The 14975-nt window shown below is 52.2% G+C and carries 15 protein-coding genes and 1 pseudogene; 11 read left to right on the forward strand and 5 right to left on the reverse strand.

Annotated features, from left to right (window positions below; all coding sequences use genetic code 11):
- The first annotated feature begins 276 nt into the window (after nt 1-276).
- The 4 genes from GWK36_RS12110 (at nt 277) to GWK36_RS12125 (ending at nt 4689) form a co-directional block, all read left to right on the forward strand.
- Complete coding sequence (locus GWK36_RS12110) at nt 277-996, forward strand: glycosyltransferase family 2 protein (protein WP_166271438.1); 720 nt, start codon at nt 277-279, stop codon at nt 994-996.
- An 80-nt stretch (nt 997-1076) separates the two neighbouring features.
- Nucleotides 1077-1592, forward strand: a complete 516-nt coding sequence (locus GWK36_RS12115) for a DUF2304 domain-containing protein (protein ID WP_166271439.1) — start codon at nt 1077-1079, stop codon at nt 1590-1592.
- Nucleotides 1592-2791 carry a glycosyltransferase gene (locus GWK36_RS12120; RefSeq protein ID WP_210756775.1) on the forward strand — a complete coding sequence of 400 codons (1200 nt, stop codon included), beginning with the start codon at nt 1592-1594 and terminating at the stop codon, nt 2789-2791. The genes GWK36_RS12115 and GWK36_RS12120 overlap by 1 nt, the downstream gene beginning before the upstream one ends.
- Entirely contained in the window at nt 2788-4689 is a 1902-nt protein-coding gene (locus GWK36_RS12125) for a hypothetical protein (protein ID WP_166271440.1), read from the forward strand. The genes GWK36_RS12120 and GWK36_RS12125 overlap by 4 nt, the downstream gene beginning before the upstream one ends.
- Here the strand turns inward: GWK36_RS12125 and GWK36_RS12130 are convergent.
- Nucleotides 4623-6092, reverse strand: coding sequence for a hypothetical protein (locus GWK36_RS12130; RefSeq protein ID WP_166271441.1), 1470 nt, complete (start codon nt 6090-6092; stop codon nt 4623-4625). The genes GWK36_RS12125 and GWK36_RS12130 overlap by 67 nt on opposite strands.
- Entirely contained in the window at nt 6089-6952 is an 864-nt protein-coding gene (locus GWK36_RS12135; protein ID WP_166271442.1) for a hypothetical protein, read from the reverse strand. Before GWK36_RS12135 ends, GWK36_RS12130 begins: the two co-directional genes overlap by 4 nt.
- Nucleotides 6953-6999: 47 nt before the next feature.
- Between GWK36_RS12135 and GWK36_RS12140 the strand changes: the two genes are divergently transcribed.
- A complete protein-coding gene (locus GWK36_RS12140; protein ID WP_166271443.1) occupies nt 7000-7641 on the forward strand; it encodes an FkbM family methyltransferase in 642 nt (213 codons plus the stop codon).
- Nucleotides 7642-8400 (forward strand): glycosyltransferase family 2 protein, encoded by a 759-nt coding sequence (locus GWK36_RS12145; RefSeq protein WP_166271444.1) that lies wholly within the window; start codon nt 7642-7644, stop codon nt 8398-8400. It begins immediately after the preceding gene.
- A gap of 80 nt (nt 8401-8480) precedes the next feature.
- Here the strand turns inward: GWK36_RS12145 and GWK36_RS16145 are convergent, their stop codons facing one another.
- The 3 genes and pseudogenes from GWK36_RS16145 to GWK36_RS12155 form a co-directional block, all read right to left on the reverse strand.
- Nucleotides 8481-8735: a transposase gene (locus GWK36_RS16145; protein WP_425482758.1), complete on the reverse strand. Its 255-nt coding sequence runs from the start codon at nt 8733-8735 to the stop codon at nt 8481-8483.
- Nucleotides 8711-8833: pseudogene (locus GWK36_RS16150) on the reverse strand (IS5/IS1182 family transposase); the annotation flags it as partial. The pseudogene GWK36_RS16150 and the gene GWK36_RS16145, both read right to left, overlap by 25 nt.
- Before the next feature lie 20 nt (nt 8834-8853).
- Nucleotides 8854-9177 (reverse strand): transposase, encoded by a 324-nt coding sequence (locus tag GWK36_RS12155; protein WP_210756776.1) that lies wholly within the window; start codon nt 9175-9177, stop codon nt 8854-8856.
- A gap of 276 nt (nt 9178-9453) precedes the next feature.
- Here GWK36_RS12155 and GWK36_RS12160 point away from each other — a divergent pair, with 276 nt between their 5' ends.
- The 5 genes from GWK36_RS12160 (at nt 9454) to GWK36_RS12180 (ending at nt 14968) form a co-directional block, all read left to right on the forward strand.
- Nucleotides 9454-10695, forward strand: coding sequence for a hypothetical protein (locus tag GWK36_RS12160; protein WP_210756777.1), 1242 nt, complete (start codon nt 9454-9456; stop codon nt 10693-10695).
- 277 nt (nt 10696-10972) lie between these two features.
- Entirely contained in the window at nt 10973-12088 is a 1116-nt protein-coding gene (locus GWK36_RS12165; RefSeq protein WP_166271448.1) for an FG-GAP repeat domain-containing protein, read from the forward strand.
- Between the two features lie 58 nt (nt 12089-12146).
- Complete coding sequence (locus GWK36_RS12170; RefSeq protein WP_166271449.1) at nt 12147-13085, forward strand: peptidyl-prolyl cis-trans isomerase; 939 nt, start codon at nt 12147-12149, stop codon at nt 13083-13085.
- A 20-nt stretch (nt 13086-13105) separates the two neighbouring features.
- Entirely contained in the window at nt 13106-13525 is a 420-nt protein-coding gene (locus GWK36_RS12175) for a hypothetical protein (protein WP_166271450.1), read from the forward strand.
- Between the two features lie 6 nt (nt 13526-13531).
- Nucleotides 13532-14968: a GNAT family N-acetyltransferase gene (locus tag GWK36_RS12180; protein WP_166271451.1), complete on the forward strand. Its 1437-nt coding sequence runs from the start codon at nt 13532-13534 to the stop codon at nt 14966-14968.
- Nucleotides 14969-14975: the final 7 nt, after the last annotated feature.

Genomic DNA, 14975 nt, shown 5'->3' on the forward strand with positions numbered 1-14975 from the left:
CGCCGCTAAACCTGCGCTATGATATTGTGGAATCCAGCCTCGCCGTCCACCCGGGATTGTTCAAACGCGACATGTTGCAATAAACGCTTGATCTCCCCGGACCAATGGGCATCCCGCATCGCGATCGACTAGCGTGGCGCCAGATTCAAGCACTGTGCCGCCTCTGATAAACCAACAGTGGAAGTGTATCCCAATCCATCATCGGATCAAGCCAATCGCGGCAAAAAGATGCGCAAGAGCCAAGCATGGCAGTCCTCCAAGCGAGATGCGCAGCCCATGCAGCATCCGCGCAACGCGCCGCTTGTTGACGACCCAGGACCCGAGGCTGTCATCCTGATCCCTGCCCATAATGAGGAGGCAACTGTCGGTACCATCGTGCAGGCAGCGCGACGACGCTGGGGATATCCAGTGGTGGTCATCGATGACTGTAGTACAGATGCTACAGTTCAGCAGGCGCACAGTGCCGGAGCCAGAGTGCTGCCCCTGGCGCTTCAGCTCGGTGCCTGGGGGGCGATTCAGACAGGATTGCGTTACGCCCAACGGCTCGGGTACCGCCTGGCCGTGACCCTTGATGCAGACGGCCAACACGAGCCCGAGGCGATCGGTGACCTCCTCGAACCCATCCATACAGGTCGAGCTAATGTGGTGATCGGGGCCTTTCCCGCACGCGCCAGCCGTGCTCGGCGGCTCGCTTGGCGTTATTTCCGCTGGCTCACCGGCCTTCCCATCGAGGACATCACCTCGGGTTTTCGCGCCTATGATACGCGGGCCATCCAACTGCTGGCCGGGCGCGATGCCACCCTGCTCGATTATCAAGACGTCGGGGTACTTTTATTGCTGCACCGTCACGGTCTGCGGGTCATGGAGGTCCCTGTCCTGATGCAACCACGTATGCAAGGGATCTCACGGATCTTCAGATCCTGGTGGACAGTGGGCACCTATATGCTGCAAACCACGGTATTATGCCTGGCCCGGGTGGGGCATGGGCGCAAATGACCCTGATCGCGGGCCAAACGACGCCCATCTGCGCCCCTAAGCCATCCTCGTGGATCTTCCCATGACTCGTGGATCTTCCCATGACCTATCAAATGACCTCCATGTTGATCGGCGTCCTGCTCGCCACCACGATCCTCTGGTTGGTGCGGCGCGATCATCTACATGGACCCTATGCCATTTGGTGGATCGGAACCGCAGCTGTGGTCGTGGTCCTGGGTCTGTTTCCCGGGATCATCGACTATCTCGCGCGCTATCTCGGGGTCAGCTATCCCCCCATCCTGGCGGTGCTTTTGGGCTTTGCCCTACTCTTGATCAAGATCCTGACCATGGACCTGGAGCGCTCACGCCAAGAGCGCCGCATCCGCCGCCTCGCCCAGCGTCTGGCGCTGATTGAGGGGCGCTTGCCTCCAGAGGATGTCGCTATCGTCTCGGATACCGGCGCAGGCGCCCATCAGCGGGCATCAGCGGATCGCTGCTCCACTCCTGAGCCAAGCACCGGCCAGCTATCAGCCGGAGATGCCCCGATCCATGAGGCTGACCGATCCTCCACGACCCCCGCCGAACCCAGACCAGTTCGCAAGGCGAGTCAATCCTGATGCGCGTCCTGCATCTTGGCAAATACTTCCCGCCCCATCCGGGAGGGGTGGAGTATTTTCTGGCCGATCTCCTGCCGGCACTCGCTGCCCAGGGGATCGAGGTGGCGGCCTTGATCCATCATGAACGCGCCGGCTGGCGCGGCCTGTGGCCAAAGGGAGAGGGCGATCTGCCGGTGTATCGCGCCCCGACCCTTGGTCAGTGGCTCTATGCCCCTTTAAGCCCTGCCTTTCCGCTATGGCTACAGCGTGTCATCGAGCAGTTCAAGCCGGACCTTTTGCATCTGCATCTGCCCAATACCTCGGCGTTTTGGGCCTTGGCCTTGCCTGCGGCGCGCCGTCTGCCATGGGTCGTCCATTGGCATGCGGATGTGGTGGCCTCGCAGCTCGATCGGCGCCTGCGCCTGGCTTATACCGCCTATCGACCCCTTGAACAGGCACTGCTGGCGCGCACGCGCCAAATCATCGTCACCTCGCCCGATTATCTGGACTCAAGCCAACCGCTGGCCCCCTGGCGCGCACGCTGTACCGTTATCCCCTTGGGTCTTGACCCAGACCGCCTAGCTGATCCAGATCCAGAAAGCCGCCGTTTGGCTGAGGGTCTATGGGAGAGGGTGCGCCCAGCAAGCATTGATCACCTCCAGGCTTGGCGGGTACTGGCGATCGGTCGCCTGACCTATTACAAAGGTCATGAGGTCTTGATCCGTGCTGTCGCCCATCAACCCGAGATCGGCCTGCTCATCGTCGGCGCTGGCCCCTTGGCAAGGTCGCTTTCACATCTCGTCGCATCCCTTGGCCTTGGGGGGCGCGTCCAGCTCTTAGGCCATCAACCCGATCCGCTCACCCAGGCCTTGCTTGCGAGCTGCGACCTCTTGGCCCTGCCCTCTCTTGAACGCACCGAGGCATTCGGTCTGGTGCAGCTTGAGGCAATGCGCTTTGCTAAACCTGTAGTGGTCAGCGATATCCCAGGGTCCGGCGTCGGTTGGCTCATCCGCCAGGTGGGACATGGGGTAGCCGTTGCGCCGGGTGACTCAATCGCCCTGGCCCAGGCCATTTATTCAGTGACCAAAGATCAAAAATGGCTAATGCAGCTTGGTGCAAAAGGCAAAAAAGCTCTTTATAAAAGATTTAGCATCGATGCTGTCGCCAAAAAAGTCAACTATGTTTATGCAAAAATATTAGATCAAGCAGTTAATAAATGACAGTCCGCAAACCTGAAACATTAAGCATCTCAAGATTGCCAAAAGTAAAACTGATAATATCAGTCATTATTAGCATAATATTCATTACGGTAATAACAGGGGCCTTTACCAGATTTTTCTTAACATATCTTTTTATCGCCACCTCCCTAATAGCCATCAGCTTCAAGTTTAACGCATGGGACAAAATCAATAAAACTTGGGCAACCCAAACGATCGGCGTAAATATCGCCTTCTTATTTTTGCTATTAACAATAACATTTGCATTATATCACCCTATTCTGCAATCTTGGTGGATCGAAGATGACCCATCAATCCTGCGTCATATCATGGAATACCCAATCATAGATAATTTTATCGATTCAAATACATGGCGCACATATATGCCAAATAACCTCACCCCGTTTTTAATTTTCTCTCTTGCAATCGATTTTAAGCTATTCAATCTTGAGCCAAGCGGATACTATGTTCATCATCTACTGACGTTATGTGCGATTATTTTGATCTGCTACTTTTTGCTGATTCGCTATTTTTCGGCGATGATTGCAACCATAACCTTGGCCATATTTATAACTTCATTGCCAATCGCAACGATTATTCAGCAACTGATGACAAGACACTACCTAGATGGTTTACTGTTTTCTGCAATAATGTTTCTTTTTTACTCAAAAGCATTTGAGGAAAAAAAACTGATTCTGGTTTTACCTAGTCTGTTTTTTTATGCGCTGGCATGTGCTTCCAAAGAAATCTATGTGCCTATAATGGTCTTACTGCCATGGTCGACAAAAAATGGAGGCCCTAAAAGACATCTAAGCCTTATGATACCATTCTTCGGCGTTGCTGGTCTTTATACATTATGGCGAACCCATATGCTCAAACCAGCAAATATCCTAAGCGGATATGGAAATCTATATGACAGCAACCCAAGCAGTATCGAGTATTTTGCAATAAAAACAGCCGAGGCACTGGGAATAAAAAGCCCATTGCATTTATTACTAATAACCGCATCTTTTTTGGTATGTTTAGTTTATATCTATAAAAATAAGGCTGGCTTCTATAGATTCGCGGGGCTACTAATTAGTGGCGCCGTTATTATGGCGCCTTTGGTAGCAGTTTCCAGCATTTTGCTTCCGCGCATGATGATATTGGCTGCTGCTTTTGTTGCCCTCATTGGAGCTATTAGCTTGCATGCTATCAGACAGGAAGGCAGAATAACGCGCATAATCGTATTAGTTATTGGGTTATCTTGGATAGGACTTAACATTCAATCAGTTGCTAATAGCAAAACTTGGGGTGATCGCGATTGGATCGAACGTTACCATCAAGAAGGGCAATTTATGCTGACGGCAGATACAGATCAAACCCTAGTTTATCCCATAGGGCCTTATTGGTTTTACACAGGATTAGCTTGGATTCGCGAACATCAATCAATCCATCGCAAAGCGCCCAGGATATGTTATGACCCATGTTTATGTAAATTAGAGTTAAAGGATAAAACCCTTATGTATCATGAGGGCATATTAAAGCCTTTTAAACAAGATACACATAATTGCCAATTGCGTGACACACCCTTATCATTTTCTATAGTTTACGATCCAAAAAAAGGAACAATAACATGGGACCTTGGGCCATACCCTGAAGGTCGTTGGGGCTTCCTGTTAGAACCAGGGGCAGCCAAAATTTTTGTACCACGGTCAGGGCACTTCCCGATGTATCGGAAAAACCCTTTACATTTTAGGGTACTCTATGAATCACCCGAAGGTTGGCAGACGCCATCTCAATGTTTAGTGATCGACCCCACGAATCTGGATAACAGCGGCGTTGCAAAAATCAATCACTCTCCGGTTTTGCAAGATTCGCCAGAAAAATTTAAGCCAACATCATTTGATGGCTGCCAATAGAGATGCCAGGAGGTCATGATATAAAAAACGTAAACAGGCACGAAGTGTAATATCAATCGGTTGATGCTCGTTGCCTTCTCAGCCCACAAATGCGCACCTGTCAAAAAAAACAAAACATAAAGCAGGACCAAGCTGCCCAAAACAAATACTATTTGGGCCTTAAAGTAACTTGGAACGCCCAAGCGAAACATACGCACGAAAACGGCTATCACAGCAAACAACAATAAATAGGCGAGCAAATGCCAATTATCATAGACGAACAGATGACGCCACACTGCCGGCCAATTATTATAGTAATTTAATTCAAAACGACCAATCCAAGGCGCTTCGATCAAGCTAGGTGTCAGTGAGAAAGCGCCAATGAATGGCATGTCTATTTTTATGACGCCAATCAAAAAATTAACTAATAAAAACAACAGAACAACACTGACTAATCTAATCTGCCAAGGTTTGGATAAGCGAGCCACTATCATGGCGGGTATGAAAAGCATAATCCAGGCAGCGGCTTCGCGCTTAAACATCAAACAGGCTAATGCCAAGGCCAACCAAAGCATCAGTTGGCGCTTATCTCCTGTCCTGGCCCATTGAAAGAAAGCAATGGCAGACAAACTTAAACCTGCAGCGAGCCAAATATCTGCGTAACCAGGTAAGGCGATATGTATATTTAACAGGGGCAAGGAGAACAAGATATAAGTAAAAAATAATGCTTCAATTGGCGATATACCCCAAAGACGCGCTTGCCCATAAAATCCGAATCCGATGGCAATAGCGCATGCCATCCACGGGAGGCTTGCTGCTGTTTCATTCCACTCACCATAAGCCAGCACAGGCCATAAGGCAATCAAAGACACCCCCAGTGGATAGTCAGCAGCAAGCAGGGGATAATTGTTTGATCCAGTCTGGTCCGCAAGCCAAGCATCGAGAGATATAAATTCAACAAATTGGCCCGTCTCGGCCCACGCCTTGGTGCGAAAGATCCAGGTCGTCCATGCATCCCAGGCGATAATCGGCTGTAATACGAGATCAATACCAAGAGCGACAAAACGAACAATAAGATAAACAATTAAAACAGCCCAAAGTATATTCGACCAAATCGTTGGTTTAGCTGACGGCCTGTCGTCTGAACGCTGACGTAGCGAAAACCAGGTTCGCAATCGCCCCCAACTACCCAAAGCGACTAACACTAGGATCACCATGACAGGCCATATGGCTGGGCGCATCCCGATTAAACCTGTGATAAAAAGGACTAAAGAAACGCCAAACATCGCTAGCATAAAGCCATAACCGATGACCAATGGCAAAACACCAGGATCGCATTTGCACCATAGGGTACGTAACCAAAGACTGGCTAATATCCAGGGCAGCAACAACATTAAACCTACAGCAAGCCATGATAAGCTCATAATCCATCAACCTGAACGCGAAAGAGGCTGCCGAGGCGAGAGTTAAAAACTGGCTCTACTGGCCACTCTGTTTGGCCATCGATGAGACGTTTGCGAGCCTGATCGTAACGCACCTGTTGAACGGGTGTGATAACCAAGACATAATCATTACTCCTGCTTTGAGTGAGGTGTGGCAGGCTTGTCAGGCCCAGAGAGGTGATATGCGGGAGCATATGGTAGCGCACCCGGCCAACGAGAGCACTCGCTGGCTGCTCCGTGATGATAAAGATACGCGCAGGCTGGGGCGGTAGGTGGGCAAGGACATCTCGGATAAACGGATAAAATGCACGATCCGGTCCGACCGCTTGCCGCTCTGGTTCGGTTACACCCGCATAGAGCCCAATGCTTCGTTGGGCGCGGTTGCATAAGTCAAATTGCCATCTGAGATCCAACGCCAGCCAACCTGCCAGGATAAAGGCAATGCAGAGGGTACGATATGTGCAAGTAGAGCGCCGGGCACGCTGGGTCACCAGGGTCAACAGGCTACTCAACCCTATCCAGAGCGCAACGTTCAAAACCGCAGAAATGTTTGGATTGGATAGGCCACCCTGGTTAAAATTGATCGATCGACCTGTCCAGGCGCCACTCGCAGACCAGTCGGCTATCAACAAATCGAGCACTTCGCGTAGATTTATCCAACCAGCCCCTCCCTTATCTGGGTTAAATTGGCGAATCATATTAAGGTAGAGCCACAATCCGAGGATCGCGAGGAGCGCGCCTCCGAACGCAACCATCAGCACATAAGCAATGCCCTTTAGCCACGAATGGGGGGAGCTTTGATAAACAGGTGTGGTAGTGCTGGACGAATCACCACCTATCATCGCAAGATCCAGTTATCTTTAAGCCGATTCTTTGGACGCATGGACCCATGAAATACTATTCACAACACGGCCAAGATCAATATCTCCATAAAACCCTTTTTCCGAACCGCAGGGATGGCTTTTTCATCGAATTCGGCGCCTTGGATGGTTTGTTGGACAGCAATACCCTATTTTTTGAGCAGCAGCTAGGGTGGAGCGGGATACTCATCGAGCCCAATCCTGACGCCTTTGCGTTGTTGAAACGCCACCGCCCTGCCTGCCAGCTCGAGAATATCGCCATCTCGGATGAAAATGGGATGCTGCCTTTTATCAAGATCGCGGGCAATTTTTATGGATGGTCCGGTCTAGAGTGCAACCTCGAGCCGCAGCACCGCCAGCGGATCGAGCAGTATATTCAGCCACAAGAGATCCACAGGATCATGGTCGAGGTACATGATCTATACTGGCTTGTCGATAAGTACGGTTTGACGCACGTTGATCTCATAAGTATCGACACCGAGGGCACCGAGGAGCGGATCATGCGCGCCTTCCCCTGGCAGCGGCTGACCGTTTCCGTCTTCTGTATTGAGAACAACTTTGACAACTATAATATTAGCGACCTCATGGCAAATCATGGCTACATCAAGACGGCGCGGATCGGTACTGATGACATTTTCGTCCATCGTAGCCTAATGCCATCAGGGAGATAGATGCCGGCGATGCGTATCGTCGTCTCGCTTACGACCCTGCCTGAACGTTGGCACCTCCTCGTCCGCACCTTGGAGTCCATCCAGCGGCAAACTCAGCCACCCGCTGCAATCTATCTGTGGTTACCCCGGGAACGATTTGGGGAGGAGGTGCCGCAGGATTACTGTTTTTCCGGTGTCGATGTGCGCCTCAGCGCCGACCTAGGTCCGGCTATGAAGCTGCTACCAGTCCTGGACATCGAGACCGACCCAGAGACGCGCATCGTGACGATCGATGATGACGTGGAATATCCGCCCGGGCTAATTGCACGACTTGCCGAGCTATCTAATCTGTACCCAGATCACGCCCTCGGCTTCACCGGGTGGGTCCTCGATCAACCGACAGCCCCGACTGGGGTCATCCACCTCAATACCTCGACCATGGGGTCTGCCCGCTTTCAACCCGTCCATGTCCTTGAAGGCTATCGTGGCGTGCTCTACAAGCGTTGTTTTTTTGATCGAGCGATCTGGGATCACCTCAACGCCCTGTCCGCCTTTCGCTGGCACGACGACATCCTGCTGAGCGGCTATCTAGGGAGTCGCGGCATCGAACGGCTGGTATGTCGGTACAACCCAGATCCTTTGCAAGAAGCATACCACTGGAAGTTGAACGGCGACGATATAGGGCTGCATACTACAACTGACTGGCTGGAACAGGGCCGCTCCTGTGTCGCTTACTGGCTCGCGCGCGACCCCTGCCTTTTTGCACCCATCATACCCTAAATTGTAAATGGGCCAAAAATTTTTAGATTGTAAATGGGCCAAAAATTTTTAGTGGTAGAGTGTATTCTCAATCAAGTCAATCAGGCGATGGTGCAAGCCAGATAAACGAACGACAGGGAAGACGAGGCGAGCTTGTCGTAGCGCGTGGCGATGCGTCTGAATTGCTGGATGCGACAGAAGAAGCGCTTGATCAGATTGCGGTTTTTGTAGAGATGCCGGTTGAACGAGCGCGGATTGAGTCGGTTGGAGCGTGGGGGATGACCGCCTGGCTGCCCTGTGCGGTCACCGTTTCGACAAGGGCATCCGAGTCGTAACCCTTGTCGGCAATGACGCACTCGGTCGGTTGGTCCTGGATCAACGCCGCGGCCTGCTCGATGTCGGCGACCTGCCCTGCCGAGAGAATGACGCGCAGCGGATTGCCCAAGGCATCCACCGCAACGTGCAGTTTGGTCGTCAACCCGCCCCGCAAGCGACCGATTTCCTGTTGGCCCGCTTTTTTAGGGCGCCAGCAGAATGTGAGTGGGTGCGCACGATGGTCGAGTCGATGAACAGATGCTCCATGTCGGCATCGCCTTGCAGTGCGGCGGCCACGCGCTCCCAAACACCTTTCTCGCGCCAGCGCGAGAAACGCACATATGTCCGGTGCCAGTGGCCCAGCTCGGCTGGCAAATCGCGCCACAGACAGCCGGTGCGCATGATCCAGAGCACGGCTTTGACAACGCGCCGGTTGTCCCTCGCTGTGCAACCCGGGTTGCAGCAAATAGCCAAAAGGGGCATGATGCTGACTTGTAACCAGCGCTCAGGGTGGTGCACGGCAAGAGGGTAGCGATATGTCGGCGCTCTGTGCAGAAATGCGACAGATGTAACAGGGCAACAAAATTAGGTTGCTGTGGTTGACTTTCCCTCGTCATGCTGCAAGAATTGTCTTGCAACCGCCCCAAAAGGCATGTCGCGTAACACCTTGGTCGTCCATTCCCTCGACCGATCCAAGGTCTTTCGAAACAAGCGTCGCGGGTATTTGGCAACAAGTCGGTGGGATTTGGCAATAAGTCGATGACTAAAGAGGTGAACTCAATGACTCAAAACTTCAAAAAGTTGGCTATTGCGGCCAGCGTCTCCTCTGCTCTATCCATGATGAGCATGCCCTCGCATGCCGTTATCCAGGGTTCCGCGGGCGAAGCGCTGCTCGTGCCGCTGGTTGTTTATGCAACCCCTGACGTCAGTGGCTACGAAGCAAATACTATCATCCAGGTCAGTATCCCCGGCTCGATCGGTTTCGACGATGTTCCAAATATCTTCGTAGCCCCCAACACAACACCCACCAACCCAGGCGCGACCCCGGAGGCTGGGCCGACCCTGTTCCCGAACGACCCTGACCTGGGCAAGACGGATGTTGCCAAGATCCACTGGTACTGGTTCGATGAGCGGAGCATGCATCGGCTTGACAAGCCCCTGCCAGTGACTGCAAATGACGTCGTTGTCATCGACTGGCGGGCCCAGGCCCAAACCTCTGGATCACGTTATGATGGCCAAGCTGGCTACATGGTGATTGGGACCGAGATCGCCCGCCGCGGTGAACCGGCTAACTTCACGATGTTTGGCGATGCCTGGCTTGAGATCGACGCGTTTGGTCTGGGTTACTCTACCCTAGCCAGTATTCCCGTTCTGCCGATGTCGGATGGGCAGGATGGTATGTATGGCGTCGATGCGAATGGTCAAAAGAACATCGGGCCGGCTGATAATGTCGTCTATAAAGGCGGTATCCCTGCCCAGGTCTCGCCCATGATCAGTGGTATGCGCACCAATCGCTCCGACGGCATCCCCGATATCACAGTCTTCGACCTGCCGCTGTTCAGCCGTGTCATGCCCTCTATGCATGTTGTCTGGCTTGATCGCAATTTGGATTCTACAGTGGCTGTTGATGTCTATGATTCGGAGGAAGTCGCTTGCTCTGCGACCGTCAGTATCCCGAATGAGCTCAACGTGATCTGGATCGACCCGGTTGAGCCTAATACTGGTATTCCGCAGGAGTGGTGGGATATTTATTTCGCCCATCATCGTGAGCCACTCTGCCTACCTGATACCAGCAATGGCGGATCAAGCGTGGCTCGCCCCAACTTCGTGTCCTACTACCTGCCGGAGTATGTTGACACCAATGCCGATCGGCCCGAGTCTGCAGGCGTAGCCTTCACACTGTCCTGGACACTTAATGTGGATGCTAGAGACAATAGCACAGTCAGATACTTTGAACAGACTATGCTCCTAGGTCACGAGCGCGGTACCTACCGTCAGTAAGTCGAGCGCCTGGCCCAAACCAAGCGATGCGCAGCAATGCGCATCGCTTTTTTATTTGTGAATCATCTAAGTGCAGCGGATGTTGATGCAACAGCTTGGATCTCTCATGATGCACTGGCTTCACGACAAAATGACGTTAGCCGGCAGGGCCATGCCCCGCACCCTCACCGCGGCGATGATGTTGGCAATTCTGGCCGGCTGTCAGGAGCAATCACCCCCCTCCACTGAATCCCCGCCACCGCCGCAATCTAGAGTCATTGCGCGCACGATCGGACATTTGCCATTTGCGGCGCCAGCGCACAACCTGCTGGTCGATGATATCGATGGGGACGGGCGGCCAGACCTGGCCCTCACCTCGCATCATCAAAACTATACCCAGGTTTTTTATCAGCGTGCCCCCCGCCAATTCTTACCGGGCCGTCAGATCGATGCGGTCGGTTTTCATCCTGGTGAACTCATGCGTTATCCATTCACTACTGACCGGCGCTTATATATCATGAACGCAGAGGGTGTAAACCGGTTGCTGGTCTTTGAGCCCGATCGAAACGGCGATCTACACTTGATCGCCGAGCTAGGCGCCAAGGCCCCGCGTTCGGGGACGTTTTTTAATTGGCCGGCCTGGGGCAAGGGCATTGCGCTGACCCCCTTTGCCGAGAGCGCCATCTACCTCGTTAAGGACTTCGATCCGCTGTCCGGTCATTTCGGCGGCAGCGCCGAGCTACCATTCCGCCCCAGCGGGACCTATGCCCATGCGGTCTCTGCAGCTGATATTGATCACGACGGCAGTGATGAGCTGTTTTTTAGTAATACCCTTTCCAATGTGGTTTCAATCATCCGCCAGCCGCCACCCGGTGCTGAACCTGTCATTGAACCTCTATGGAGCTTCAATCCTGGTGGCCGCCCCGAGAAGGTAATCCCCGCCGACATTGACCAGGACGGCGATATCGATCTATTGATCCCAGACGCAACCGACAAACGCCCACTCGATCGGACCGACATCAATGTACTCCTTAATGATGGCCAGGGCCGATTTGCCTTGGCACCTATACAATTTCCTTCCCGTCATAGAAGCGCGGGGGGTATAACTGGCATCCAAGAACTCGATTTCGCCAAGGATCGGGATGGTTATGGGTACATTGCTGCTGCCGGCTATGAGGCAGTGGTCTTTATGCGTATCCCTGCGGGCTGGAAAGGGGAAACACCCCAATCGCGTTCTGTCCCGCTACAAGGTATCCAAGCGATCACGCGGGCCTGCTTGATCGATATCGACGGCGACGGCTGGCTTGATCTGGCCTTTTCCCGCACGCATGACCAGATATCAGGGGTGATCCTGTGGGGCCCGCTCTGGGAGCATGCCAAGCAGCTTGTTGACGAAGGCGTCAAGATCGATTGAAATGATCGACCCGTCGTTGCTTTAGCTGATCGTCGCTTGAATTGAGAGGCCTATTTATATGGACAAGAGGTTGCTTCTGCTGGTTTCAGCGTTTTCATTTGCAATTGCATATACATGGGCGCAAGATAATCCGCCTCCTTCAGCCACATCCAGTCCCGCCACGCCGCAACAGATGCCGCGGGTGGTGATGGCGCGGATCAATGACCGCGAGATCACGGTTGAAGAATTCATGCAGTTTCTTGCCAAAAACCCAACGCGTGTCCATGAGGCCACGACAGATGCCGGCAAGGCCCAGCTGCTCCGCGAACTCATCGAGATCCATCTGTTGATGCAGGCGATGCGCGATGAAGGCCTCATCGGTTCTGATGCAGAGCCAACCAACGAGGAACTGAAAAAGGCATTCCTGAAATTTAGCCAAAAACATTTCCCTCCGCCGCCCCCGCCCAGTGAGGAGGCCATGCGCGCCTATTACGAAGAACACCGCTCTGAGTTTGGCATCCCCGCTGCTGTTCGCTTAAGCCAGATCCAGTTCCGGGTTAAAGATCCTGATAGCCAAGAGGAAAAAGCGGCCGCCCGCAAGCGTGCTGAGGAAGCGCTGGCGCGCATCAAGGCTGGCGAGCCCTTTGCAAAGGTCGCTGCTGAATTGACTGAAAATACTCGTTACCGCGAGACAGGGGGCGATGTCGGTTTTGTCAAGCGGGAAGGCAATGCCTGGCTTGAACAGGCACTGCGCAACCTCAAGGTCGGCGAGCATACAGGCGTACTCGAATCCCCCGTCGGCTATGACATCCTCCTGCTTACCGATGAGCGCGAAGCGGTTATTACCCCATTCGAGGAGGTGCGCAACTCAATCGCCAGCCAAATGCAGATAGAAGAACAAAAAAAGGCGAAAGAAAAGTATGTCAAAAATCTAGCCAGGCAAGCCAAGATCGAGATCGTATTGGATGAACTCAAGGATGACTATCCGCATGGCGTCTTCCCAGAGACCGAGCGCTGATCTTAAATGAGGAAAGGAACATGATGTTTCATAAGCCTTTTTTAATTATAACGTTTTTGAGTGTGATACTATTATTTACCCAGGGTTGCGCCGATAGCCCAACTGAGGCACGGGCGCGTCTTGAGCAGCGGGTCAACGCCTATTTTACGGCACTCAAGATCAATGACCTTGCTACCGCCTATCGTATGCAATCAGGCGCGCGCGACGGTTCCTTGACCGCTGATTTATTTCATCGCCTTATGACGCAATCAGGCGGGCGCCTCATTAACTATAAGATCGAAGACATCCAGATAGAGGGTGAATCAGCTACGATCAAGGCTGAATTAACCTATCAATATCCACAACTCCATCAACCCTATATACGCAGCCGTTCTAGTCAATGGATCATGCTTGATGGGGACTGGTATCATAAATCTCCGACGATTCCATCGATGAAATAAGCATCTATGTTGAATGACTGGGTTGAATCTCTCAAAGATCTGCCGGCGAGCACTATATTGGTGACAGGCTTTAGCGCAGAGAGATTTGATTATAGCTTAGAACAAGCTGGTTATCTCGTCATAACTGAATTATTGACTGATGATGACAAAGCTGCGATGGAACGCGGCGCTCTTCCTTTGCCTTTATCTATTCGATGCGATCCGATGCGATCGCATAGTTCCTTGGGTGCACTCCTGTTTTTTGACTACCATTTGCATTTTTTGCCCCTGGCTTTTTTTAATCTAGCCCATGATTGTCTAGCCCCACGGGGGCTGCTGATCCTAATAATTCATCAGGATCAAGATATCCCCACGGATAAAATTAATCATCGAAAGATTGATTATACACATGCATTGGCGGAACGCTGTGGCTTTAAAGCTGTTGATCTATCAACTCATGACATTCAAATCAACAGTGCTATTATCCTGCGCAAATCGGCTCATCCGCCGCGCTGGCGATTAGAGCAACTCAAAGAAACAGATATCGGTGACTTCGCTAAACTATTTAAGGATGCTTTTGACAACGAGATCGATCCAGCCTTGTGGCACTGGAAATATGCTGAAGGACGCGGTCATGGGATCATCGCCCGCCGTGGCGAGCGACTTGTTGCTCATTATGGATGCACCCGCAGGCGGGCGATGTATTTTGGTCGTCCGATCATAGCTCTACAGATGTGTGATGTCATGGTCGATCCACGTGAACGCGGGGTCATGACCAAGCAAGGCGCGATGTTTTTAACTACTGCAACCATGCTGGAACTCTATCTTGGGCTCCAACCCGCAGACCTGCCATTCGGTTTCCCTAATGGGCGCCATGAACGTCTTGGTGAAAAGCTTGGCTTATATGCTGAGGTTGGAAGAATCGCAGAACTCCGTTGGTCTGCCCTAAGAGATCATCCCCGTTTGTATACCCGCATCCGTCATCTCGAGCGGGATCACGCTGCTAACCAGAAACTCGTGGCTAAACTGTGGCAGGCGATGAGCCGAGATCTACATGAGGCAATTGTAGTTATCCGCGATTGGGATTACCTGGTTTACCGTTATCTCGATCATCCTGTGCACCGCTATGAGGTCATGATTGTCAGCTCTAGGTTCACGGGAACCCCTCTAGGGCTTATTATTTTACGCCGATTGGATGACAGTGTTGAGCTTGTAGATCTCATCGCCCCTTTAAATCACATTCACATACTCGTCGATCAAGCGCGGCGTTTGACAGGACGCTGGAGGTCCAGCTCACTATTTTGCTGGATTAGTCAGCAATACATCCGACATTTTGCGACCCCAGATGTGTTGGTTAAAGACCCAGATATCAGTATCCCGACTAATATATGGGTTGATGGGCCTCCTGTTGAACAGATCAAAAATCGTTGGTGGCTGATGTCAGGAGATACAGATTTCCATTAATGTTTAG

The sequence above is a fragment of the Caldichromatium japonicum genome, assembly GCF_011290485.1.
Lineage (GTDB): Bacteria > Pseudomonadota > Gammaproteobacteria > Chromatiales > Chromatiaceae > Thermochromatium > Thermochromatium japonicum.

Bases quoted from the DNA above. Each gene is read 5' to 3' on its own strand.
- GWK36_RS12110 (WP_166271438.1), top strand. From the start codon at position 277: ATGCAGCATCCGCGCAACGCGCCGCTTGTTGACGACCCAGGACCCGAG.
- GWK36_RS12115 (WP_166271439.1), top strand. From the start codon at position 1,077: ATGACCTATCAAATGACCTCCATGTTGATCGGCGTCCTGCTCGCCACC.
- GWK36_RS12120 (WP_210756775.1), top strand. From the start codon at position 1,592: ATGCGCGTCCTGCATCTTGGCAAATACTTCCCGCCCCATCCGGGAGGG.
- GWK36_RS12125 (WP_166271440.1), top strand. From the start codon at position 2,788: ATGACAGTCCGCAAACCTGAAACATTAAGCATCTCAAGATTGCCAAAA.
- GWK36_RS12130 (WP_166271441.1), bottom strand. From the start codon at position 6,092: ATGAGCTTATCATGGCTTGCTGTAGGTTTAATGTTGTTGCTGCCCTGG.
- GWK36_RS12135 (WP_166271442.1), bottom strand. From the start codon at position 6,952: ATGATAGGTGGTGATTCGTCCAGCACTACCACACCTGTTTATCAAAGC.
- GWK36_RS12140 (WP_166271443.1), top strand. From the start codon at position 7,000: ATGAAATACTATTCACAACACGGCCAAGATCAATATCTCCATAAAACC.
- GWK36_RS12145 (WP_166271444.1), top strand. From the start codon at position 7,642: ATGCCGGCGATGCGTATCGTCGTCTCGCTTACGACCCTGCCTGAACGT.
- GWK36_RS12155 (WP_210756776.1), bottom strand. From the start codon at position 9,177: ATGCCCCTTTTGGCTATTTGCTGCAACCCGGGTTGCACAGCGAGGGAC.
- GWK36_RS12160 (WP_210756777.1), top strand. From the start codon at position 9,454: ATGACTAAAGAGGTGAACTCAATGACTCAAAACTTCAAAAAGTTGGCT.
- GWK36_RS12170 (WP_166271449.1), top strand. From the start codon at position 12,147: ATGGACAAGAGGTTGCTTCTGCTGGTTTCAGCGTTTTCATTTGCAATT.
- GWK36_RS12175 (WP_166271450.1), top strand. From the start codon at position 13,106: ATGATGTTTCATAAGCCTTTTTTAATTATAACGTTTTTGAGTGTGATA.
- GWK36_RS12180 (WP_166271451.1), top strand. From the start codon at position 13,532: ATGTTGAATGACTGGGTTGAATCTCTCAAAGATCTGCCGGCGAGCACT.